Source organism: Labilibaculum manganireducens, from assembly GCF_963665805.2.
GTDB lineage: Bacteria > Bacteroidota > Bacteroidia > Bacteroidales > Marinifilaceae > Labilibaculum > Labilibaculum manganireducens.
This window is the reverse complement of sequence record NZ_CAXXEE010000003.1, coordinates 2,120,418-2,142,973: the sequence shown is the minus strand read 5'-3', so window position 1 is coordinate 2,142,973 and position 22,556 is coordinate 2,120,418. Positions and strand designations below refer to the sequence as shown.

Sequence of the window (22,556 nt, the reverse complement as noted above, 5' to 3'; positions counted from 1 at the left end):
TCTCAATCAATTATGACTTTTAGAACAATAAAAATATATGACTACATCCTACATAAACTCTGAAGAATTCGACAAACAATTAGCTGAAAAAAAACTAAAGGCTGAAGATATTGCTGAAATACTTAATCTGGAAATTAGTCTCGCAAAAAGTGTTTTTGCAGGATACAAATCAATCGGTGAGTTTGAAATACTTAAACTACATGAATTAGCAGGCTTCAGTTACCCCAAGCTTATTACAAAAGAAAAAACTCTTGACAAAAACAGACCAATCAAAAAAGAACCAAATAAAAATGATTCAAATTTGAGGGATACCAAGCTTACTATTTACCGAAAAATGAATTGTGAAAAATGTGATTTTTTGATCTATAACCCAGTCAATTTTTGTCCGAATTGCGGAGAATTGCTTTCTCAGATTATTAAACAAGACAAGGCTGTTCCTGAAGATAATGAATCTTCAAACGCATAAGAATTTGAACTAAAAAAAACCAAAAAATACACAATAATATGTTTTATGATATTGTAAACAATATGGATCTTCACGAGGCTACTACCTACGAATGGGAAGATATAGATGGAAAACCCCGTTACCGCTGGTACAAATACGCTCTTAACTCAGTTTATATGATTTCCAGCATTGATGACATTTGCGATATTGATGACATTAGTTTTGATGATCTTGGCACTTATTACGACAGCGTAGCCTGGGTTGCAAAAAACGACCCAAAAGCCTTGGTTTACATCATGAGGACGTTGGTAGAACCTGTCACAGATATAGTTAAACAAAAATTGCTAAGCCATCTGCTCGAACGAAAATATTACAAGTCTTGCGCCATTGTTGAAAAACATTTGGTCTCTTTTCCAGTCCCTGCCGAAAGAACTTTTACCCGTAAAAAGGCAAAGTCTATAAAAAATGTAAACAAGAACATCGCAAAACGGATATGTGTCCTCTCCAATCTTCTGTACGAGCTAAAAACAAAAGACAAAGAGAAACTATACATGCCTGAAATACAGGATCCCTTAAGTAACCTTTTGAACTTTGAATCTTTTTCGGCCGATCTTTTTCGTGAAGATCTCGATTCATTGGAGTGGTTGCTGCAAAATGCTCCCGATGAGATAAATGAAATGTTTACAACCAAAATATGTCAGGAAACCAAAGACCGACTTCTTACCTATCTGGCTCAAAAAGAACGCTATTCATTGTGTCAGTTTTTTAAAGAAACATTGCCGGTTTTCGAAATGCCGTTCTACTTCGAAATCCCACCCTACTCTAAAGAAATAGTAAATGAAAATGAGCTCTTCCTGCTTGATGAGGATGATTATTTTGATGAAGATGAAGAATAACGCTTAAGAATTGTCTGATTGCGATATCTCAAGGGTATAACGCAAATAAATTCAACAATTTATGAAAGATACAGATTTGAATAAAAATGTGGCTTTTTCTTTTAGGCTCATTATGACCAGCCTCAACGATTCTTGTATCTTGGGTAAATAATGCGCACGAAACATTGATAATTATATTATAAATATTAGAATGGATGATAAATAAAATTGAGTAGAAATGACTTTCATCATTTAATTTAAAATGCCTTTTGGAACTATTACTTTTTAAGAGATTTCAGTATGTATTCAAATTCCGCTTTTAAATCTTCATAATTTTCACTTGAACAATCAAGAATTAACTCCATTCCAACTTCATCTTGAAGAGAATGTAGAACAATTGTTGTTCGTTCATTATCTTCTGAATCGGTATGGTTTCCTAAATAAGCTATACTTTGAGGAAGAAAAAACAGTTGTTTTTCTTTAGGAATAACTCTCTTTACATCAACAGAAAGACGTCTTCTTCTGTGCGAAGAGTAATCAATCAAACCAATATCTGATGGTACAGCCTCTAAGGAAATCAGACAAGATGCTAAATCTTCCGTATTCTCATCCTCATTCATTCCTAATCTGTAAAAAAGAAAACTTAATCTGTCGTCAACCTTGTACTTTTCCGATAAATACCACACTCCTTCCGGGAAACTAATATTTACCTTAGCTCCATCAATAAAATAAGTGTTTTGATATAACTCCTCGGCAACAGGCTTGCCATCTTCCGAAAGGTATGTCCAAACTCCAAACTTAATTCCCTTTTTAAACTTTCCCATATGGGATATCCCGCCATTCGGATAATAATAAATAGCCGGTCCGTTTAAAGTATCATTCAAAAATTTCACACTTAAACCAGGTTCTCCACTTTCGAAAAACTCTGAGTAAATGCCATTCGCAATATTATTGACAGCAAAAAACTCCTTTTCTTTTTTTCCATTTTCCCGCCAAAAGGTCACCATCCCTTTTTGTTGCCCATCCACATATTCAAATTCCTTCTTCTTGCTTCCTGAAGGATAATATTCCCTGCTTGTCCCATTTTCGATTGCATATTTATTAAAGCCAACCTCATAAAGTCTTTTCCAATCAATATTTGTTTGCAAACCCTTATAATGATAATCTGACAAAAGCACGTTATCAATTGTAAAGTCTTTTACCAAAAATTGATTCTCTGTAATTTTATTTATTGTAGAAAAGAACTGAGCGGTCTCTTTCTCAGCTACCAGCCAATCCTGATTAAAATATACAGTATCCTGAGCTATACTTTTAATCGGAAGCAACAGGATAAAAACAAAAAAACAATGAGTTAATTTCATAAGAATTCAATTTTGAAATAATTATGTACAAAATAGATAACTTTTTGATATTATGCGAAGTATTTACCTACAATTTCTGCTTCGTTCGTGAAACTTTAAATGCGACAAACCATTCAACATTCCTTCGTCGCTGTAATAATTCCAATAGGTATCAAAACCATGTTCAACGCCATGCAATATTTCAAAAGAGTGATCTATCTCATTTTCCTTTAAGAACTGATGCATTTCAAAACTAGCTCTGCGATTCTTAGTCCGGACAAAACTATCTTCGGTACCAATTTCAAGTCTAAGCGGTGTTGATTTACCTTTTAAAATCTCTAAATTGTTTTGCCCAAGTATGAAGTTGTTTTCCAGAGTATAATCACTTACATAGCCCATTCCAATAATCGACGAAAACAACCCCGGATATTTCAAATAGTAATGAATCGCTCCGGCAGCTCCGCGTGAATGTCCTTCAATTGAAATCTGTTTACCATGACCTCCTGCATTAAAAGAATCCTGACAAAACTGAATGAATTCACCACCCTGCTCTTTTACTAAAAAACGTTCATTTTTCTCTGAAAACCACTGAACGTTGTCACGATCATTATCTCCACGAATTCCTGCAATAACAACCGGCTCAATATCTCCATTACGAATCCAATCATTCAATTGTTCTGCCCGAACGTATTTCTTAAATGTACCTTCGTCGCCGCCTTGCCCATGCATAAACAAAACCAATGGATAAGTTTCCTCCACACTCCAATTTGGAGGTAAATAAACAAAATACGGTACACAGGATCTTTCTTCAGTCTCAAATATCGATATACTTATTTCTCCTGCACAATCCTTAAAATCAGTAAGTTCTATTATATTATCAAATACCCGCATTTCTTTCTTATTTGTTAATCGGAGCTTTTCCCGAGACAGTTTAAATTTAAAAATATCCTCAACAATGCTGACAAGACAGTAAGATACTTTTATCCAAACTAAATTTGGCAACTTCTACAAAACTAAAAATTATCATTCAAATAAAAACTTTATGAGCCTTTATCCTCTACCTTCCATTGGATTTATCTGAAAGACTGAATAGTTAAAGAATCTATTAGTAATGATATTAATTCTCTCGATGCAGGTATAAAGATTATTGATTAATATAATTTGTGCCTTAGTCAAATCAATTCTACATTTGTAATCATTACAAAAAGCAAGATTAATAATCATTAAAACACAAAATAAAATGCAAACTTTAATTGGTAAAAAAGCACCATCATTCTCTGCCGGTGCTGTTGTTAACGGAAATCAGATTGTTGAAAATTTTTCATTGGATCAATTTGTTGGTAAGCAGGAAGTAGTATTCTTCTTCTATCCTTTGGATTTCACTTTTGTTTGTCCAACTGAATTGATTGCCTTTCAGGAAAAACTTGCAGAATTCGAAGCCCGGAACGTGGCTGTTGTTGGTTGTTCTGTAGATTCAGAATACTCTCACTTTGCATGGTTAAATACTGATAAAAATAAAGGTGGTATTAAAGGTGTTACTTATCCTTTGGTGGCCGATTTATCAAAAACTATTTCTGAAAACTATGGCGTATTAGCTTCAGAATACGATTACAATGAAGACGGAAATGCAGTATCTACAGGAGCACCTGTTGCCTACCGCGGATTATTCCTTATCGATAAAAAAGGAACTGTTCGTCACTCGGTAATTAACGATTTGCCATTGGGAAGAAGTGTTGATGAAGCAATTCGTATGGTTGATGCATTGCAGCATTTCGAAGAAAATGGCGAAGTTTGTCCTGCAAACTGGAACAAAGGAAAAGAAGCTATGCAAGCTACTGCCGATGGTGTTGCAGAATACCTAAGCAAAAACTAATAAAAAACAAAACAATCCTCTCATCCCTAATTTTACAGGGAATAAAATCAAAAAAACAAAACATGAAAATTAACAGGTACCAAGACATTAACACCATTGATGGTGAAGCTAAGAAAGATTATATCGACAGACATTCTGCATTTATTCACTGCGATGACTCAGCTAAAAAAGGTGAGAAATTTAAAGTGAAAGTGAAAATTGGTGATGCTTATTCTCATCCGGATGATTTCGATCACTATGTTGCTTGGGTTCAACTTTGGGATGGGGAAAAAATGTTAACACAAGCTACTTTTACAACAGGAATTTTAGGTGGTGAAGCCAATCAGGCTGAAGTTGATTTTTACATAGTACCATCACGTAAAATGAAACTAACCGCTGCAGCTTTTTGTACAAAACATGGCTTATGGCACTCAGATGAAAAATTGGTGGAAGTTGCAGAATAACTACTGATTCAAAATAATAAAACAGGGAAATCAATTATGATTTCCCTGTTTTTTTTAATACCACCTCTACTCTAATTAAACCATTTAATTCCGGGATCTCTTACTCTTATTTTTTAAACAGATTTGATTTTAGTTGCATCAAACTGCGTTAAAATTCGCTTTCTATCTAATATTCAGCCCTTCTATGCAAACGTTTGTTGTGTTTTTTCATCAATTATATGATTAAATAAAACCTGCAAACTTTTATTTAATCATAAATTATAGCATTCTTCTTTCATAAACAGAGAAGAAACATGTCATGACTATAAACGATTATTTAAATTAAAATCAAACATTTAAATTAACTACTAAATTTTTGTTACTTATGAAAAAGAGAGACCTGTTTTACCTAAGTTTAACTCTCATACTTAGTTTGGGATTAATGTTTTCCTCTTGTTCCAAAGATGAGATTACTGAACTTCAGCCAGAGGTTCAAACCACTAAAACAACAAATTTAACCGCCAAAACCACTAGTAATGCCAGTGTACTAATGCAAGCCTTTTATTGGGATGTTCCTGCAGGAGGCGATTGGTGGAACACTCTTGATTCTAAGGTTTCTGATTGGAGCAATGCCGGCTTTAATGCCATTTGGTTACCACCAGCTTCCAAAGCACAAAATGGAACTTATTCTATGGGTTATGATCCTTTCGATTATTATGATTTTGGACAATACAATCAGATGGGATCAATCGAAACTCGTTTTGGATCAACAGCAGAATTACAAAATCTGATCAGTTCTGCTCATAACGAAGGTCTGCTTGTGTATGCCGATATCGTTATCAATCACAACAGCGGAGGAGCATCGGAACAAAATCCATACACCGGAACAGATACATGGACAGACTTTAATCCATTATCTGGTTTGTTCTATCGAAATTACAATGATTTTCATCCTAATGATATTGAAACAAATGATTTAGGTGCTTTTGGCGGATATCCTGACTTGTGTCACAGCAAGACTTATGTGCAGGATTGGTTGTGGAACAACTCTAATTCTGTAGCCAAATACTACAAAAATGTAATGGGCTTTGATGGTTGGCGTTTCGATTATGTGAAGGGATTTGAACCATGGGTTGTAAGAGAATGGAATGCTTCTGTAGGAGGATTCTCGGTTGGGGAATTATGGGACAGCAATGTAGATTATCTTAATTGGTGGGCCAATGAAGCTAATTCATCCGTATTCGATTTTGCCTGTTATTATGCAATGAACGATGCTTTTGATGGAAATGACCTGACCAAATTGAATAATAACATGATGTGGAAGCAGAATGCAACCAGAGCAGTTACATTCGTAACCAATCACGATACAGATGAAATTTGGAATAAAATGCTAGCATATTCATATATTCTAACTCACGAAGGATACCCATGTGTTTTCTATCGTGATTATGAAGAATGGCTGGACAAGGATAAAATGAATAATTTAATATGGATTCACAATAATCTGGCTAGTGGCACCACATCCATATTATATGATGATAATGATGAATATGTAGCACGCAGAAACGGATGGAATGGTCCGGGATTAGTTGTTTACATCAACAATTCAGATAGTTGGCAGGAAAGATGGATTGAAACCAATTGGTCAAGCACAACAATTAAAGATTACACAGGAAATTCAAGTTGGGAACCGGTAACTCAGAGTGGCAAGTGGGTTAAAATTCAGGCTCCGCCACACGGATATACCGTTTGGTCATCAAAATAAATTACTATTTAAGCCATGACTTTTTAACAGAAGTCATGGCTTCCACTTGATCTCTAAAAACTGCACAGTTATGCTTATTCGACTATTATCAACTCTTTTTTTTATCCATCTTACAGCATCATGTTCCAATCAAGATAAATTAGTATTACCCGGCAAACTGGAAAAACAATATCCTCTTAAATTTGAAGCCCCAAGTATAATAAACTCAAACGGAATTTTTGTTAATTCCGGCCTATGTGCTAATGCAAGCGGAGATACTTTATTATTTTACGGACAAATTCGAAATAATAGAAAATCGTCAATTGTAATTTCCCCCTACTTACTTCAAATTCAAACACTGGAGAATCACCGAAGCAATCCTATTTCGGTTAGAACCAAAACTGTACTACTTCCCGATAGCTCACAATCATTCGTCTATAAATTTACACCCATAAATAATAAATATTTATTCTCGCGAACAGAAAAAAGAGGCGATTTAGATAGTTGTTATTTTATTGATTTCAATTTCATTAGAGATACAAATGGTCATTCAATAACGAATCAGGTTATTAAATTCAATGCAAACGAAAAATTATTTTCGAATTATCTCAATAATTTTGCCCACGAACATTCAATCACGCTATACGAACTAACAAAAGAAAAACTTCAATCTAATTTTCAATTTTCTGAAACCGAAATTGTGATGAATGGAATTGTACTAACAACCAAATTTTACCAAGATAACGACAGCCTTTTCTTGAATCTAAAATTAATTAATCACAGCAGCGAATATTTAAAGTTTTCTCCCGATTCAATACAAATAACCAGCATTGATCCTGAGAGCGAAAAAGAAATAAGGCATCAGGTAGTAAGTGCTGTTACAAAATCCGAAGGACATAAATCTATCCTTAAAAAAGGTGACAGACTGCAAACACAACTTAACTTTGGATACTTTAAATATCCTCCTTTAAAAATAAAAGTAGATTTTTCCACACTAAAAATTCATCCTCAAAAAATAAAAGTATTTTCATTTAACCCAACATTTAAAATGATCAAAAAGGTATCTTAATACAAATTAAAAAGGGTGCTCAATTTTTTTGAACACCCTCATATTTTTATTCGCCGTTCCGCTTATTCAGCCACAGCAACTTCTTCTTTCTTTAAATATTTATCCAGGAAAACAACAACCTGTCCATACCCTTTAATTTCATTTTCCTTTTTACGGAAACCATGTCCTTCATCATCAAACACGATGTATTCTACCGGCACGTCATTCTTTTTAACAGCTTCAACAATCTCATCCGATTCTGCCTGCAAAACACGAACATCATTTGCTCCCTGCAGCACCATTAATGGTTTGGTTACTTTATCAGCAAAAAACAAGGGAGATTTATTGTATAAGGTAACCGAATCAATGGTTGTAGGGTCGCCAATTTCGGCATACAAAGCATTACGGAATGATTCCCAGTACGGAGGAATCGATTTTAAGGTCCGCAGCCAATTGGTCACTCCAAAAATATTAACTCCAACCTCAAACTCTTCAGGAGCAAAAGTCAAAGCAGCCATGGTCATGTAACCACCATACGAACCACCAATAATTCCAATTTTTGTTTCATCAACAACACCTGTCGAAGCCAAAAATTTCTTTCCCCAGATACAATCCTTTAAATCCTCGTCACCATGCTTCTTATCATCCATTGCGTAAAACTTCTTGCCATAACCGCTGCTGCCACGATTATTCACTGCCAAAACAGCATAACCCTGATTCACCATAAACTGAATTAAAGAAAAGTAACTCACTCTCGATTGTCCTCCCGGACCACCATGCACCCAAACCATAGCAGGTACTTTGCGATCTGCTGCTGCAATTTTAGGTTGGTAGTAAATGGCCGGAATCTGAACACCATCAAACGATTCGTAACGAACCACTTTCGCTTCCACTAAATTTGCAGGATCAATCTCCGGATTTAAAGTTTCAGTCAATTTTTTCGCTTCAGTATCTCCCAGTTCAAAAACATAAATGTTATTTGGAGAAACCGAGGTACCTACAACCAAACGAACACGGTTTTCGTCTTTTGTTAAACCAACCGATTTTATATCACCACCTTTAATCTCAGGCAACTTAACTTCCTCATTCGTTGCCAAATCAATCATCTTAACGTTTGTCTTTCCATCTTCGTTAATCCCAATAATCCGATATTTTTCGTTGTACGAATCATAGGCATACCAAACATCCCAATCGGCCTTAAAAACCATTTCCTTTTCTCCCGATTCAATGTCGTATTTATTCAGATAAACAAAATCAGAATCTTCATTACTTAAATAGTACAAATACTTGCCATCCAAACTAAAAAACTGTGGATTGTAAGTTGCATCACCGGAGTGCTCCGAAATGTGCATTTTCTTGCCCGATTCTCTATCGTACAAATACATTTCGTTGTTGTTTGTAGTAATACTTTGGGTTAAGGCAAGATATCTATTGTCCTTACTTTTTGCGGCAACATCAAATCCGTCGTTATTTTCATACAATAACTTCGCAGTAAAATCACCTTTTTCAATGGATTCCAGACCAATCTGATACAAATCCATAAACTTTGGATTGCGCTTGTTACTTTGGTAGTAAAACGATTTTTCATCACGGTCCCAGCCCCAAAATCCAGCTCTTGCACCTTCAAAAGGGGTTAAATCGGTTATCGTACCATCCACATCTCTCATGTAAATATGATTGTTCTCGTTTCCCCCTTGATCATACGACAAAAGCACCTTATCGCTGTTTGGGAAATAAGCCAATCCGAAAAATGATTCTTTTTCCGAATTCGTCAATTGTTTGGCAGGAGAACCATCTACAGGAATCTCAAACAGATTGTAGATACCTGTTTCATTACTGCTCACCAACAATTTACTGCCATCGCCCGAGAACGAACCGCCGCTCACATTGGTGTTTTTATAAAACTGTTCAATACTGTAGGAAGGAATCTCAACAACTTTTTTTTTCGGCTGGCAAGCGGCCAACACGAATAAAAGGGCAAATAAAATCAAATAATTACGTTTCATAATTGTGATTTAATAAGGTTAGAAAATCTATTGAAGTACTTAAGAAAGTGGTGTCTATGTAAAAATAAGACAAAGTGACCGGCTTACAAAATATTATTTCACAGCAACTTAGCATCCTGCAATAGAATTTTGGGCGTTCCCCTATCCTGCGCACAAAGCATCACACGGGTCAGGCTTTCCGCTGCAACTCCTCATCTCCCTTTCACTCCGTTGCAGGAAGGTTTCGGGGTTTCTGCTGCAATCCTTAACGCAGTAACCTTATCACATAAGCTCCCACTCAACCCAAAAAAGTAAGTATAGTTTTCCAAATTCCTCTATCTTTGCCGGATCTTTAAAATAAAACATCCATTTATCCAATGAAAGAATCTGTTGTAATTCTGTGTGGTGGAGGTCCGGCTCCGGGCATCAACACCGTGATTAGTAGTGTAGGAAAAGTATTTTTAAAAAACGGTTACCGGGTAATTGGTTTGCACGAAGGCTACAAAGGTCTTTTCTCTAAGGATCGTAAAATAGTCGATCTCGACTTCGAAACTCTTGATGGAATCTTTACAAGAGGTGGTTCTCATCTAAAAATGAGTCGTTTCAAACCAAAAAATTCAGATTTCTCAACCGATTTTTTCGTTGAAAACAATGTAAAACTATTGGTTACCATTGGTGGCGACGATACAGCATCTACAGCAAACCGAATTTCAAAATATCTGGAAGAGAACAAGGTGAATATCTCTAATATTCACGTTCCAAAAACCATCGACAACGATCTCCCATTGCCCGAAGGATCGCCGACATTTGGATATCACTCCGCTAAAGACGAAGGAGTTAAGATTGCAACCACCGTGTGCGAAGATGCCAGAACATCTCAGAACTGGTTCGTGTTGGCCGCTATGGGACGAGAAGCCGGTCATCTGGCTTTCGGAATTGGTACTGCCTGTCATTTTCCAATGATTATTATTCCAGAAATGTTCAACAAAACAAGCATTTCAGCCGAAAAAATTGCTCAACTGGTCATCTCCTCTATCATAAAGAGAAGAATAATGGGCTTAAACTACGGAGCAGCGATTATCAGTGAAGGAGTTTTCCATTTTATGAGCGATGAAGAAATCAAAAGCACAGGCGTTAATTTCACCTACGATGCTCACGGGCATCCGGAATTGTTCAATGTAAGCAAAGCGCACGTTTTCAATATGGTAATTCAACGCAAAATGAAAACCTACAATCTGAACATAGGAACCCGTCCGGTTGAACTGGGATTTGAAATCCGTTGCTGCAGACCAATCGGTTTTGATCTTAGCTTGTGTACCTTGTTAGGAAATGGTGTTTACACCTTGTTCAGGCAAGGTCATTCTAAATGTATGGTAACTGTCGATCCTATAGGCGATGCTTCTCCTTTATTCCTAAAAGATGTAGAAGACGAAAACGGAAAGGTGAAACCTCGTTTGGTTGATGTAAACAGTCAGCGTGTACAGTCTGTATTGAACTACAACCTGCATTATCTTACAGCCGAAGATGTTGAAGCGGCAAAAGCATATCTTCCTGACGCGGAAAACTATGTTTTCACTAAGATTTTGAATTGGAAGTAAACCTTAAGGTTAAAGGAGAAAGGTACAAGGAAGAAGTTCAAAGTGTAAAGGAACAAAAGGCCACAAGATTTTGTCATCCCAAGGAAACGAGGGATCTCAGAACTACAGCAAAAAAACACAATTGAGTCAATGAGCTCGAACGATATTAGCCCGGGGTAATTTAGCATTACTCCGGGTTTATTATTTTCTCTAAAACATTAAGGTTAAACCAAAGGAAAACTAAGGATATCACAAAGAATAAGAAAAGATATAAGTCCAAATAAAATATTGGCACAACTTAACTAACTGTCTATTCATTTGTTGCAACAACACAATTCAAAAAAACACCTCACTCTATCTCTCTCCTCAAGGAGAGAAGAACACAGCTACAAGCTCCTTAATCATAAACTTGCCATAATGATCAATAAAAATAAAAGTTTAACCTCAAAGTAAACGAAGGATATCACAAAGAACACAAAGTAATATATAGTGTCTCTATTACAAATTCTCCCTTTTATAGGGGAGATGCCGACAGGCAGAGGGGTGTTAAAGAACAAAATCACCTCACTCTATCTCTCTCCTCAAGGAGAGAAGAACACGGCTACAAGCTCCTTAATCATAAACTTGCCATAATGATCAATAAAAATAAAAGTTTAACCTCAAAGTAAACGAAGGATATCACAAAGAACACAAAGTAATATATAGTGTCTCTATTACGAATTCTCCCTTTTATAGGGGAGATGCCGACAGGCAGAGGGGTGTTAAAGAACAAAATCACCTCACTCTATCTACTTCCAAAGAAGAGAAGAACACGGCTACAAGCTCCTTAATCATAAACTTGCCATAATGATCAATAAAAATAAAAGTTTAACCTCAAAGTAAACGAAGGATATCACAAAGAACACAAAGTAATATATAGTGTCTCTATTACGAATTCTCCCTTTTATAGGGGAGATGCCAACAGGCAGAGGGGTGTTAAAGAACAAAATCACCTCACTCTATCTACTTCCAAAGAAGAGAAGAACAAAGCTCCAAGTTCATAGTGTGCGTAAGATTCATACAAAGAAAGAAAACAGTTTCAAAAGAGCTTATTTCGTTTTATACAATTATTAATTCATAATTTTTAATTAATAATTCTCTAAAATTTCTACTTTTGCATCACACACCACTTACCAAACGGGCAAATCGTTCCATATTGAAGCAAATTAGTAACTTGAACTTTAATTCACGGAATTTATCATTCCGATATCAATGAAATGACTATGTCTGAAAATAATGTAAACGCATTTTTACTCTTTACCTGTCCGGATAAAAACGGAATTGTAGCCAAAATCACTCAATTTATCTACAAAATAGGTGGTAACATCATCGATTTGGATGAACATGTAAACCAAAACCAGCAGTTTTTCTCTTTGCGGATTGCCTGGAACATGTCCAACTCGACAATTCCTGCTTCCAAACTTCATGAAACATTCGAACCTCTGGCCAAGGAGTTTGATGCGCATTGGAGAATCGAGTTTTCGAATCAGAAGCAACGTGTAGCCATTTTCGTTTCAAAATACGACCATTGTCTTCAGGAAATTCTGTGGCGCTACAACATGAGCGAATACGACATCGAAATTCCTTTAATCGTATCGAATCATCCGGATTTGAAACCAATTGCCGATGCTGCCGGAATTCCATACCATGTTTTTCCAATAACAAAAGAAACCAAACCTGAGCAGGAAGCCAAAGAGATTGCCTTACTAAGAGAACTTGATATCGATTTGGTAGTGTTAGCCCGCTACATGCAGGTTTTATCACCGAACTTTATTCGTGAGTTCAAAAATAAGATTATCAACATACACCACTCCTTTTTACCTGGATTTGTTGGAGGAAACCCATACAAACAGGCTTATGAACGCGGTGTAAAAATGATTGGAGCAACCAGTCACTTTGTAACCGAAGATTTGGACGAAGGACCAATTATTGAGCAGGATATTATGCGTATTACACACAAGGATACCATTAAAGATTTGATCCGTAAAGGTCGTGATCTGGAACGTATTGTACTGGCCCGGGCACTTGCCTACAAATCGGAACACCGCATTATTGTAGATGGTACCCGTACAATTGTTTTTTAAAGGCAATTCTATCTGAAAAATAGTACAAATGCAAAATGGTCTTCCGGCAACAGCTCGGAGGACCATTCGTTTATTTTTTTTATTGAGAGATCTACTTAAAGTTAGGAGGCGCAAGTATATCCATTTGCTTTATTCTCTCAAAATAAATGTCTGACTGCACATGATCTTATCATCATAGATAATCTCAAAAATCCATTCCCCCGGCTGCATTTCCCAGTCCAATTCAAACGTGTAGAAGTCATAGCCTAACTCATCAGTATAGCTGTCTTTTTCTTCCACGGTTTCCATAAATTGTTCCATACTAATTGGATTCACCAACTTAGGATGTCTTATCCTGCACACAAAATCAACAAGTTCTGCTTCCTCTGAATCAATTTCGAATTGATAACTTATTCCAAAACTCAAACCTACCGTAGGATGAATAACATCGGTTTTTTCAACAAACTCCATGTCATCAGAATGCAAAAAGTATCCTGTTGTACTACCCGGAACAACGTCTTTCTTCGTCACTCCTATCGCTTTACAAATTCCGTAATCAATTATTTTTATATTCATTATTGTTGTTTTAGACTAATTGATGGCCTCACTTTGAATAAGAACGGCAAAACTACAGTTTTTTTTGTCACAATTCCTAATATGAGTGGGCTTCAGGAAAAAGTATTCAGGATCAATATTCGTTTGTTTTAAAAACAATAGGATACAAAACAAGCAACTTTAAAATTTAAAGTTGCTTGCTTATAGTTAGCGCAAATACACGCCCGTACTAGTGAGTCGAACTATACAATCTAAAATAACTGCAATGATTGATAATCATTTCATGAAATTTTGTATCTGAATAATCCTCCTTCAGAGTTTTAAAACTTTTGTAGTTCGGCAATTCCAATTCATTATACTTACTAAAATTAACTTTAAAAGTATCATTACCTCCCTCATTGTAATAAGTATTCAATTCACATTTTGCCATTAAATAAAGACATCGGGCATTTAATTCCTTATCAGTTGATAATTCAATTACACGCTGATAAAACCCGAGGGACATTTCACTTAGCCCAAAATAAGTTTTGTTGTAGGAAGTGATATCCGAAAGGTTGAACCCTTTTCTGTTTGCAATAATATCAGCGCCGTTTTCACTGGATCGATAATCATCACCCGCATAATGAATGTAATTATAATCACAACAGTTGGAATCACCAATTAAAGCTCCTCTGTAATATCCTGTATTTGAGATATTATAGTAATAATTAGCTAATAAATAGTTCGCCAGTTTGGCTTTCCACTGTTTTTCGTTAGCGGTTAGTTTTTCCAGTTCAATCAAATAAACCGCCAGATCTGAAATAGAAAAGTTTGGTTTAATAAAAGAGAACAAATCTGCTTTATAAACTTCATCATCCATCACTTCCTCTTCATTGCAGGAAAAACATTCTATAATATTATTACTAAATATTTTATTTGATAAAGATATCGTGCCACTCAAATTGATACTCTTACTAAAATACTCCAATGCTGCTTCTGCATTTTTCTGATACAAATAATAAATCCCTTTCTGATAATTCAGATAATCAATAAACTTGTCGTTACTCCTCTTATTCTCCAAAAGTTCTTTTTCGTAGGCGCTTTTATCAGGTTTATTATAAAAAGCCTCCAAAGCATCTAACAACTCTAAAGAACTAATAGCTCCACCCGATTCCAATTGGTTATGAACGAGAAATGCTTTTGCTATTTGATTGTTTGCATAGTAAAGATTGGCAATTTTAGCTTTAATAAAACTCTTTAGATCTGAATTAAAATCAACTGGCCAAGTTCCCTTGTCAGGATATTTTGACAGCACCTGAGAAATAAAGTTCTCATTTTCAATGGAGATACTCTCCCAGGAAAAAACTTCATAAACTATTGACAGAATCTTTTTCTGATCTGCAAATGATTTTACTGCTTCCAGTTTTCTTTTTGCTTCACGTATGTCTTTCCTGATAAAAGACAAATACGAACTGGCCATTCTCCAGAAATCAGTATTTTTCACCTTCTGATTAGAAAGCTGCAGTTCGGCAATATTTAATAATTCGTTGTAATCCTGCCCCTCTTCCAAATTAGGCAATCTGCTCTCTCCTACACCAATACTTTTAGGCCATACATCTCGTTCAACATTATTTAATGCACGCATAAATAAAAGCTCAACTCTTCGATCGTTAGCATCCAACCCAATAAACTTATTAATATTATCAGTTTCATTGGAGAAATTACGCAAACTTGTTATTAGGAGTAAATCTTTTTCATCTTCAATTCCATTTACAAAAGACCGCCCTTCAGCCTCAAAAGAGGTGCAAAAATTGAAACTTACAAATGCAGATTTTTTTCTGTCGATACTATTACTCACTATTTTTGTGAACAGGTAGGCTGCCTTCTCATAATTTTCGGTGGAATAATAACAACCGGCAACTTGATCTAAAATATAATAGTAAATCTCATTTTTTTGTATTTTATTTTCAACTTTTGCTTCATAAAAGCCTATGGCTTCACCCCAAGCTTTCGAATAATGCATAATGCGAATAATCTGATAGTAGTAACGCGCTTGTAACTGCGGGTCGGTCTCACTACTCAACAATGAATTAGCCTGTTCAAGTAAAACCTCTGTATCCACATCTTTCTCCTCTAAAATCTCATCGTAATCCCACGAGTTCCTTCTGGTTCTATAACTAAATGCTTCACTGCACCCTTGGGCAAAATCTACATAGAGTTTCGCTCTCTTTTCTGTTTCAGAGTCCTTATTGATCCAATTAAAATCTTCAGGCTTATAAACCGCCATTTCAATTTCTTCGGTACTCCAACCCGTAAGAATCTCTTTCCACAATTTTACATTCCCTTCAGGATATTCAGGATCCTTGGATTCTGAATAAGAATTTTCTCCATAAAAGGCATTGTAATCATCCCTTAAAAAAGGATAGAACTCTTTGGCTGAAATATTTGTTTGTGCAAACAAATTATAAAACCACATTCCTTCCCAATCACCTCCACCACATGCAAATACTGCAGATGATATAAATACTAATAAACCAGTTAAAATACTCTTCATAATTTCTCGACTAATTCGCTAAGATTGATATTCGAAAGAGACTTTTCATCCATATGATAAAATATAATCCCGTTCGTAATTAGTTTGCTTTCTTTTATTGTTTGGTACGAATTCACAATTTCAGCATCAGATAATTCTTCCAATTTGATTTCATAACCTTCACTCAAATAAAACCCCTTGCAGAGCGTATCCTTTACCACCTGGAAATTTTTTACATCAACTTGTTTAAAATGCGGATCGTTTTTAAATATTGTTCTCTCTGCATTCTTAATAATTTTAATTTCATTGTCCTTATTCTTAACCACTGTTTGCGAGAAAAGAGGCAAAGCAATATTCAAAGGCAAAGGATATTTGGTTTCAGAATCGATGTACTGTTTCACAATGCTGTTTTGCAGAATGGAATTCTGATTCATGTTTTTTAAGTCGCCAACGTTATACAACATTAAAGTACCTTTCTTCACGGGAGGAATTCCTGTTCTTTCTTTAAATTTAATTTGATGCAAACGAATGGTCACATCCAAATCAAATTCTTCACCTAAATTTTCCAACAATTCAAAATAAGCGTATTTGGTACTTTCTGTCCAATCACAATCAATTTGAATTTGGGAAATCTTCTTGTTAAAATGTTTCAAACTGATCTGATTCACCAAATCGCTTATCCTATTGGATAATTTCTGTATTTCCAGATTTGATACCTGAAAAACTCTATTGGTAATATATACCACCGGAACAATTTCAAACTCCCTGTACTCCTTTGCAACACTTTTCAATACATAAGTCGGCACAATACCATCATCATACCAATTGGGTTCGTGCTCCGATATTATATCAAAATAATGCAGATAGATTTTATTTGCATTTGCACTCTTTAAAGATTTCTGATATTGATTATTAAATTCAGCTTTCGATTTCCAATGATAAAAAGAGATTTCCTTCTTTGCGGTATCTTTTTGAGAACAGGAGGTTGTTATAAGAAGCAATAACATGCCTGACAACAAATGAGTTTTCACTTTCAAAATTTACAGTTTTATATTTTTATAGAAATTGAACAAAAATAGTAATTTTACTTAATTATAAATCATCATAATACCGAACATTCTCACTTTATTGCTCAAATAAATAGCGAAACTATTTAACTTCAAAGCCTAGTTCGATCTAATTCTTCAGCTAATGCCATCGCCTCCTTAATTACCAGCTCCGGAAAATCATTTATTTCAAGTATCCTGATTGCATTTCTGTTTTTCAGTTTCCCTTCCTTCAATTTGTAGTCAAAGTCCACTGATTTATCGCTCACAAGTTCACTGAAGTGATACAATTCATACTCCTTCTCCAACAAATCGGTTAATTCGATATCGTGAGTAGATACGAATACCCTATTGTTATTTTTTGCGAGCGCAGACAGTACAGCTTTCCCGGCAGAAATACGTTCGACAGTATTGGTTCCTTTAAAAATCTCATCGAGCAGGAACAAACTGGCTTTTCCATTGCACGACTTGTCAATCATGTTTTTAATGGTAAGAACCTCTTCAAAATAGTAGCTCCTGTCATTCATTAAATCGTCACTAATGCGAATTGCAGAATAAATACAAATTCGAGGAATCATCATTGATTTAGCAAAGCAGGTATTCATCGTTAATCCAGTAAGAACATTGATTCCAATGGCTCGAATAAGAGAAGTTTTACCCGACATATTCGATCCGGTAAGCAATATGGATTTATCGTTTACCTCAATATCATTTCGAACACAATTCACAATTAACGGATGATAAATCTCACAAGCCTTCATCCGACTGTTCTCCTCATCGATTTTGGGAATACAGCAGTCGCCGCCTTTTCGCAAGGAAGCAATAGATAATAGCACATCGATTCGTCCCACAAATATGAAAACCTTCTCAATTTCCTTTCTTCTGCAATCCAAACGTTTCAATACACCAAACAAAAGCAATGGCTCCAGTATGAATAGTATTTTAAAAAGCTCTAAAAAAGACCAAAATATCACTTGGAAATCACCTTCAATTTTCGACTCCAATTTAAAAAAGAACATTCTATTTCGCACCTGATCAAGTATTTTTATGGATTCAGACAGTAAAGGATTTATCTTTTTTATTTCTTCATTGTGAAGCAAATTATTCGCAACCCGTTTTAAAACCATAAGCTGTGGAATAGAATCGGAATAACTGGACAGGTTTTTCTTGTTCCACAGATGAAAACAGATATTAACAATGAAAACTCCAATTAAAACAAAAAACATTTGAGCATTAAAAGGCAACAAAACAAGAGATAAAACACTTGTAAAGGATAACAATCGGAGTATAAAAAACCACTTTGGCTGTTCCAAATGTGCTTCTTGAAACAAGCTTGAAACAAAATAAGCCTCTCGTCCCTTTAGCTTCTCTAACTGAGTTTGCACTTCAACCCTAAAATCAGAATCATCTGTAAAGAGATGGATCAGTTTCTCATCCAAATCTACATTTGTAGGTTTATTCGGAATTGCGCGTAATTTATTATACAAATATTGTTGCCCAGGTTTCGAATGGGTTCGATCCAAAAACATGAACAGCTCCTCAAAATCCAAATCTTTACAGGTTTTATCGGAAAGCACCTGAAGAGTTTCAGTATGTTCTTTATTCCTGAAATATTTTTCGATCAATTCAAAATTATAAGATTCATCTTTCAGCTTCCCAAAGGAGGCTTTTAATTGTTCGGCTTGTTTTTTCTTGAAATTAAAGATCATATTGTGTGCAATATTATATTCTTCTGTTTCAAACCCGACAGTATCCTTGAATCTGTCAGCGTTTGAATGTTTGTAAACAATTACTTCTTTTAATTTTATCAGAATATGAAAATGATTTGGCATCAACACCCATGCAAAAGTATCTGCAATAGGATCGATGTATTTTTCAACAGGTTTAGAAAATATTCAAAATTTTCTTCACATGTAAATAAATCGCACCCGTTTACACCTCAATTGTAAATATGATAGTATTGTTCTAATTCAAGAGCATCTGCTGCTTGCATATAGTTTTAGGTAAATTTTCAAATCTCTACTATATCATTTAACAATCCCAAAGCTAACAAATCTCACACAATTATCATGCGCAATTCCAATCATAATAAAGCATTAATTTAAGATCTTACATTTAGGCTTCCCCATCTGTAATCAGAAAACTTAGGGTGAATTTTAGGCAAACACAACTGCAAAGCCAATTTCATAGGTGAAAAAGGCCTTCGACAAGGCTGTTGATGCCAAATTAAAGGTCTAAAGTGTGTTCGAAGCACTTGTTGTTGCAAAATCGAAGGGAAATTGCAAGGCTGAGAAACTGAATTAAACAACAAAAAAGACGATACCGTACTTAATTATTGATTAAAGCTTTTAACACAGTTCCATGAATATATCCATCTCTCCTTGTTGATATCGGCATTCGAATCATTATTTAACAGATCGTTATTGAAAGTTTTCATATGATACAGGACTTACAGAGTACACGAGGGTGGCATTTTCGAAACTCCGAGGCATGTGTGTGTTACAAAAATGGGCATCCACAAAAAAATACAGGTCTTTTGTGTGACTAAAACCGGCATTTTTGAAACTCCGAAGGGCTTGTGTGGCTCAAAAATGGGCATCCACAAAAAAATATGAGCATTGTGTGTCACTAAAACCAGCATTTTCAAAACCCCGAAGAGGTAGTGTGCCACAACAATGGGCATTCCCGAAAAAATACGGGCATTGTGAGTGACTAAAACCAGCATTTTCGAAACTACGAAGAGGTAGTGTGCCACAACAATGGGCATTTGTGAAACTCCGGGGCAATTGTGTGCGTGTGAAATGAACATCCACGAAAGTGAGAGGGCTTTGTATTTTGCTAAAATGGACATCCACGCAAGCAGATGCCCATTTATATAAAGTAAAACGGCCATATTTAAAACTGATCCTGCAAAGGGAATAATGCTGGTCTAAATAATCAGAAGCCAGTCGGCAGGAATTTAGAATCGATTCATTTTCTCCCAGAAAACAGGAACCGGCAGTAGACAAAGTACAGCCGGTTCCATGTTGATATTCAAAATTCTTCCTCCTCTTTTCAAAATGATAAACTTCGCTTTGACCAATTAAGGCTTCCCTGATTTTATCATCCTTAAACTGACCTCCTTATAGTAAAATTGAGATCCTTACTTACATGCTTTTATCATTTTTAACTGCGCATAAATTCCCGCACATGGTACAATGATCCTCTTCACTGCTTTCCGACTCCATTTTCCGTTTTCGAGCCAATTCCGGATCAATACTATTTGTAAACATTGTCTCCCAATCGAGATCGTAACGTGCTTTCGAAATCGTTAAATCCCGCTGACGGGCACCTGCCACATTATTCACTAAATCGGCAGCATGTGCAGCAATCCGGCTTGCAATTACACCCTCCTTTACGTCTTTAACATCGGGTAGGCACAAATGCTCGGCAGGCGTTACGTAACACAGAAAATCGGCACCGTGAATGGCTGCAACCGTACCCCCAATTGCTCCCACAATGTGATCGTATCCGGGAGCCGAATCGGTAACCAAAGGCCCCAGCACGTAAAACGGCGCTTCGCTGCAAAGTCTTTTCATCAATTTCATATTGGCTTCAATCTGATCCAAAGGCATGTGGCCGGGGCCTTCTACCATTACCTGCACGCCTTTGTCTCTGGCGCGATCCACCAATTCCCCTAAAACCAGCAATTCTGCAACTTGTGCCCGATCGGTAGCATCAGCACCGGCTCCAGGCCGCAAACCATCTCCTAAACTAATGGTTACATCGTATTGTTTGCAGATATCCAAAACCCTGTCGTATTGCTCATACAGTGGATTCTCCTTCCCGTTTTCTTTCATCCAGCGCTTAAGCAAAGCTCCTCCCCGGCTTACAATCCCGCATACTCTTTTATCATTCTCCAAAAAGGAAAGAGAAACCTTTGTTATGCCACAATGTAAGGTCATAAAATCAACCCCCATTTTTGCCTGAATTTCAATTTCACGAAACAGATCTTCCGGATCGAGCTCTTTAATCTTTTTTCCTTCGGCCAGCAAACGTGTAGCTACACCATAAATGGGTACAGTTCCAACCATAACAGAAGACTCCTTAAGTATTCGTTGAAGAATAATATGCAGATCGCCGCCCGTTGACAAATCCATAATTGCATCGGCACCATATTGAACAGCCACTTTCATTTTTTCCAGTTCCTCTTCAAAATGGCAATGCTTTTCGGATGTGCCCATGTTGGCATTTACCTTAGTCCGCAAACCATTACCAATTGCTGCAGCCGGAAAATCGTGATTTTTGTTTTTGGGAATTACAATCCGCCCCAATGCAATCTCATTTCGCAGCCATTCAACATCAACTTTTTCGTTTTTTGCAACGATATTCATTTCTGCTGTAATAATACCTTCTTTGGCTTTTTCTATTTGTGTAATCATTATTTCTTGTTTATTAAATTAGTAAACTCCAGAACTCTTTCATCAAACTGATCGGTTTGCATAAAATGCCGCACCATGGCAATGTTTTTTGCCCCGGCGCTCAAAATAGTCTGTATGTTTTCGGGAAAAATTCCTCCGATTGCCACCACAGGAATGGTCGCCATATTCAATACTTGCTTTAGTTGTTCAATGCCTACAGGTTGATCAGGCCTGGCTTTTGCATTGGTTGGATATACCGGGCCAAAACCTATGTAATCAGGCTTCTGAACAAGCGCTTCCTTTACTTGCTGAATGGAATGAGTTGACAAACCAATTTTCATATCACCAACAATTTTCCGGGCTTCTTCCATACTCATATCATCTTGTCCGAGATGTAAAAAATCAGCTTCGCAAATTGCTGCGATATCCGCTCGGTCATTTATCACAAAACTGGTTTCACTTCCTCTTGTAATGTCTCTGATTTCTTTTCCAAGCCTAATTAATTCCTTGTCGGATAAAGATTTTTCGCGCAGCTGCAGCATCTTAACGCCCCGCTCTACACACGATTCGGCAATAGAACGGTAAGAGGATTGCGGGTTTGTGATGATGATGTATAAACCAAAGTCTTCCAT

At 36.1% G+C, this 22,556-nt stretch carries 17 protein-coding genes and 1 pseudogene; 8 read left to right on the top strand and 10 right to left on the bottom strand.

All coding sequences use genetic code 11. From position 1 onward, the window contains the following. Window positions 1–37 precede the first annotated feature (37 nt). Window positions 38–466 (top strand): hypothetical protein, encoded by a 429-nt coding sequence (locus ACHZAX_RS08185; RefSeq protein WP_320018732.1) that lies wholly within the window; start codon window positions 38–40, stop codon window positions 464–466. 38 nt (window positions 467–504) lie between these two features. Next, on the top strand, window positions 505–1,341 hold the full coding sequence (locus tag ACHZAX_RS08180; RefSeq protein ID WP_320018731.1) for a hypothetical protein: 837 nt from the start codon (window positions 505–507) through the stop codon (window positions 1,339–1,341). A 257-nt stretch (window positions 1,342–1,598) separates the two neighbouring features. On the opposite strand, the gene ACHZAX_RS08175 is transcribed toward ACHZAX_RS08180, so the two are convergent. Together ACHZAX_RS08175 and ACHZAX_RS08170 are read right to left on the bottom strand one after the other, a co-directional pair. After that, complete coding sequence (locus ACHZAX_RS08175; protein ID WP_320018730.1) at window positions 1,599–2,681, bottom strand: toxin-antitoxin system YwqK family antitoxin; 1,083 nt, start codon at window positions 2,679–2,681, stop codon at window positions 1,599–1,601. A 63-nt stretch (window positions 2,682–2,744) separates the two neighbouring features. Further along, on the bottom strand, window positions 2,745–3,551 hold the full coding sequence (locus ACHZAX_RS08170; RefSeq protein WP_320018729.1) for an alpha/beta hydrolase: 807 nt from the start codon (window positions 3,549–3,551) through the stop codon (window positions 2,745–2,747). A gap of 349 nt (window positions 3,552–3,900) precedes the next feature. Between ACHZAX_RS08170 and ACHZAX_RS08165 the strand changes: the two genes are divergently transcribed. From ACHZAX_RS08165 to ACHZAX_RS08150, 4 genes are all read left to right on the top strand, one after another. Further along, window positions 3,901–4,533, top strand: coding sequence for a peroxiredoxin (locus ACHZAX_RS08165; RefSeq protein ID WP_101310423.1), 633 nt, complete (start codon window positions 3,901–3,903; stop codon window positions 4,531–4,533). A 62-nt stretch (window positions 4,534–4,595) separates the two neighbouring features. After that, the gene (locus ACHZAX_RS08160) at window positions 4,596–4,976 is read left to right on the top strand and encodes a desulfoferrodoxin family protein (protein ID WP_156195871.1); all 381 of its coding nucleotides are present in this window, start codon (window positions 4,596–4,598) and stop codon (window positions 4,974–4,976) included. A 364-nt stretch (window positions 4,977–5,340) separates the two neighbouring features. After that, complete coding sequence (locus ACHZAX_RS08155; RefSeq protein WP_101310421.1) at window positions 5,341–6,720, top strand: alpha-amylase; 1,380 nt, start codon at window positions 5,341–5,343, stop codon at window positions 6,718–6,720. A gap of 70 nt (window positions 6,721–6,790) precedes the next feature. Next, window positions 6,791–7,768: a hypothetical protein gene (locus ACHZAX_RS08150; RefSeq protein WP_320018728.1), complete on the top strand. Its 978-nt coding sequence runs from the start codon at window positions 6,791–6,793 to the stop codon at window positions 7,766–7,768. A 62-nt stretch (window positions 7,769–7,830) separates the two neighbouring features. On the opposite strand, the gene ACHZAX_RS08145 is transcribed toward ACHZAX_RS08150, so the two are convergent. Then, complete coding sequence (locus ACHZAX_RS08145) at window positions 7,831–9,753, bottom strand: alpha/beta hydrolase family protein (protein ID WP_320018727.1); 1,923 nt, start codon at window positions 9,751–9,753, stop codon at window positions 7,831–7,833. A gap of 356 nt (window positions 9,754–10,109) precedes the next feature. Here ACHZAX_RS08145 and ACHZAX_RS08140 point away from each other — a divergent pair, with 356 nt between their 5' ends. Then, on the top strand, window positions 10,110–11,330 hold the full coding sequence (locus ACHZAX_RS08140; RefSeq protein ID WP_320018726.1) for a 6-phosphofructokinase: 1,221 nt from the start codon (window positions 10,110–10,112) through the stop codon (window positions 11,328–11,330). A 1,241-nt stretch (window positions 11,331–12,571) separates the two neighbouring features. Next, window positions 12,572–13,432: a formyltetrahydrofolate deformylase gene (purU, locus tag ACHZAX_RS08135; RefSeq protein WP_320018725.1), complete on the top strand. Its 861-nt coding sequence runs from the start codon at window positions 12,572–12,574 to the stop codon at window positions 13,430–13,432. A gap of 129 nt (window positions 13,433–13,561) precedes the next feature. Here purU and ACHZAX_RS08130 read toward each other — a convergent pair whose 3' ends face one another. The 7 genes and pseudogenes from ACHZAX_RS08130 to thiE form a co-directional block, all read right to left on the bottom strand. Then, window positions 13,562–13,987, bottom strand: a complete 426-nt coding sequence (locus ACHZAX_RS08130) for a DUF3859 domain-containing protein (RefSeq protein ID WP_320018724.1) — start codon at window positions 13,985–13,987, stop codon at window positions 13,562–13,564. A gap of 208 nt (window positions 13,988–14,195) precedes the next feature. Next, window positions 14,196–16,499: a hypothetical protein gene (locus ACHZAX_RS08125; RefSeq protein ID WP_320018723.1), complete on the bottom strand. Its 2,304-nt coding sequence runs from the start codon at window positions 16,497–16,499 to the stop codon at window positions 14,196–14,198. Beyond that, window positions 16,496–17,515, bottom strand: a complete 1,020-nt coding sequence (locus tag ACHZAX_RS08120) for a hypothetical protein (protein ID WP_320018722.1) — start codon at window positions 17,513–17,515, stop codon at window positions 16,496–16,498. The genes ACHZAX_RS08125 and ACHZAX_RS08120 overlap by 4 nt, the downstream gene beginning before the upstream one ends. 122 nt (window positions 17,516–17,637) lie before the next feature. After that, complete coding sequence (locus ACHZAX_RS08115; RefSeq protein ID WP_320018721.1) at window positions 17,638–19,356, bottom strand: MutS-related protein; 1,719 nt, start codon at window positions 19,354–19,356, stop codon at window positions 17,638–17,640. 753 nt (window positions 19,357–20,109) lie between these two features. Continuing rightward, window positions 20,110–20,631: pseudogene (locus ACHZAX_RS08110) on the bottom strand (bifunctional hydroxymethylpyrimidine kinase/phosphomethylpyrimidine kinase); the annotation flags it as partial. A 39-nt stretch (window positions 20,632–20,670) separates the two neighbouring features. Next, window positions 20,671–21,945: a phosphomethylpyrimidine synthase ThiC gene (gene thiC / locus ACHZAX_RS08105; RefSeq protein WP_320018720.1), complete on the bottom strand. Its 1,275-nt coding sequence runs from the start codon at window positions 21,943–21,945 to the stop codon at window positions 20,671–20,673. After that, window positions 21,945–22,556 (bottom strand): thiamine phosphate synthase, encoded by a 612-nt coding sequence (gene thiE / locus ACHZAX_RS08100; RefSeq protein WP_320018719.1) that lies wholly within the window; start codon window positions 22,554–22,556, stop codon window positions 21,945–21,947. Before thiE ends, thiC begins: the two co-directional genes overlap by 1 nt.

Excerpts from the sequence above, each read along its gene's own strand:
- ACHZAX_RS08125 (WP_320018723.1), bottom strand. The coding sequence starts at position 16,499 with ATGAAGAGTATTTTAACTGGTTTATTAGTATTTATATCATCTGCAGTA.
- ACHZAX_RS08115 (WP_320018721.1), bottom strand. The coding sequence starts at position 19,356 with ATGCCAAATCATTTTCATATTCTGATAAAATTAAAAGAAGTAATTGTT.
- ACHZAX_RS08155 (WP_101310421.1), top strand. The coding sequence starts at position 5,341 with ATGAAAAAGAGAGACCTGTTTTACCTAAGTTTAACTCTCATACTTAGT.
- ACHZAX_RS08160 (WP_156195871.1), top strand. The coding sequence starts at position 4,596 with ATGAAAATTAACAGGTACCAAGACATTAACACCATTGATGGTGAAGCT.
- ACHZAX_RS08185 (WP_320018732.1), top strand. The coding sequence starts at position 38 with ATGACTACATCCTACATAAACTCTGAAGAATTCGACAAACAATTAGCT.
- ACHZAX_RS08140 (WP_320018726.1), top strand. The coding sequence starts at position 10,110 with ATGAAAGAATCTGTTGTAATTCTGTGTGGTGGAGGTCCGGCTCCGGGC.
- ACHZAX_RS08170 (WP_320018729.1), bottom strand. The coding sequence starts at position 3,551 with ATGCGGGTATTTGATAATATAATAGAACTTACTGATTTTAAGGATTGT.
- thiC (WP_320018720.1), bottom strand. The coding sequence starts at position 21,945 with ATGATTACACAAATAGAAAAAGCCAAAGAAGGTATTATTACAGCAGAA.
- ACHZAX_RS08145 (WP_320018727.1), bottom strand. The coding sequence starts at position 9,753 with ATGAAACGTAATTATTTGATTTTATTTGCCCTTTTATTCGTGTTGGCC.
- ACHZAX_RS08165 (WP_101310423.1), top strand. The coding sequence starts at position 3,901 with ATGCAAACTTTAATTGGTAAAAAAGCACCATCATTCTCTGCCGGTGCT.
- purU (WP_320018725.1), top strand. The coding sequence starts at position 12,572 with ATGTCTGAAAATAATGTAAACGCATTTTTACTCTTTACCTGTCCGGAT.
- ACHZAX_RS08130 (WP_320018724.1), bottom strand. The coding sequence starts at position 13,987 with ATGAATATAAAAATAATTGATTACGGAATTTGTAAAGCGATAGGAGTG.
- thiE (WP_320018719.1), bottom strand. The coding sequence starts at position 22,556 with ATGGAAGACTTTGGTTTATACATCATCATCACAAACCCGCAATCCTCT.
- ACHZAX_RS08150 (WP_320018728.1), top strand. The coding sequence starts at position 6,791 with ATGCTTATTCGACTATTATCAACTCTTTTTTTTATCCATCTTACAGCA.
- ACHZAX_RS08175 (WP_320018730.1), bottom strand. The coding sequence starts at position 2,681 with ATGAAATTAACTCATTGTTTTTTTGTTTTTATCCTGTTGCTTCCGATT.
- ACHZAX_RS08180 (WP_320018731.1), top strand. The coding sequence starts at position 505 with ATGTTTTATGATATTGTAAACAATATGGATCTTCACGAGGCTACTACC.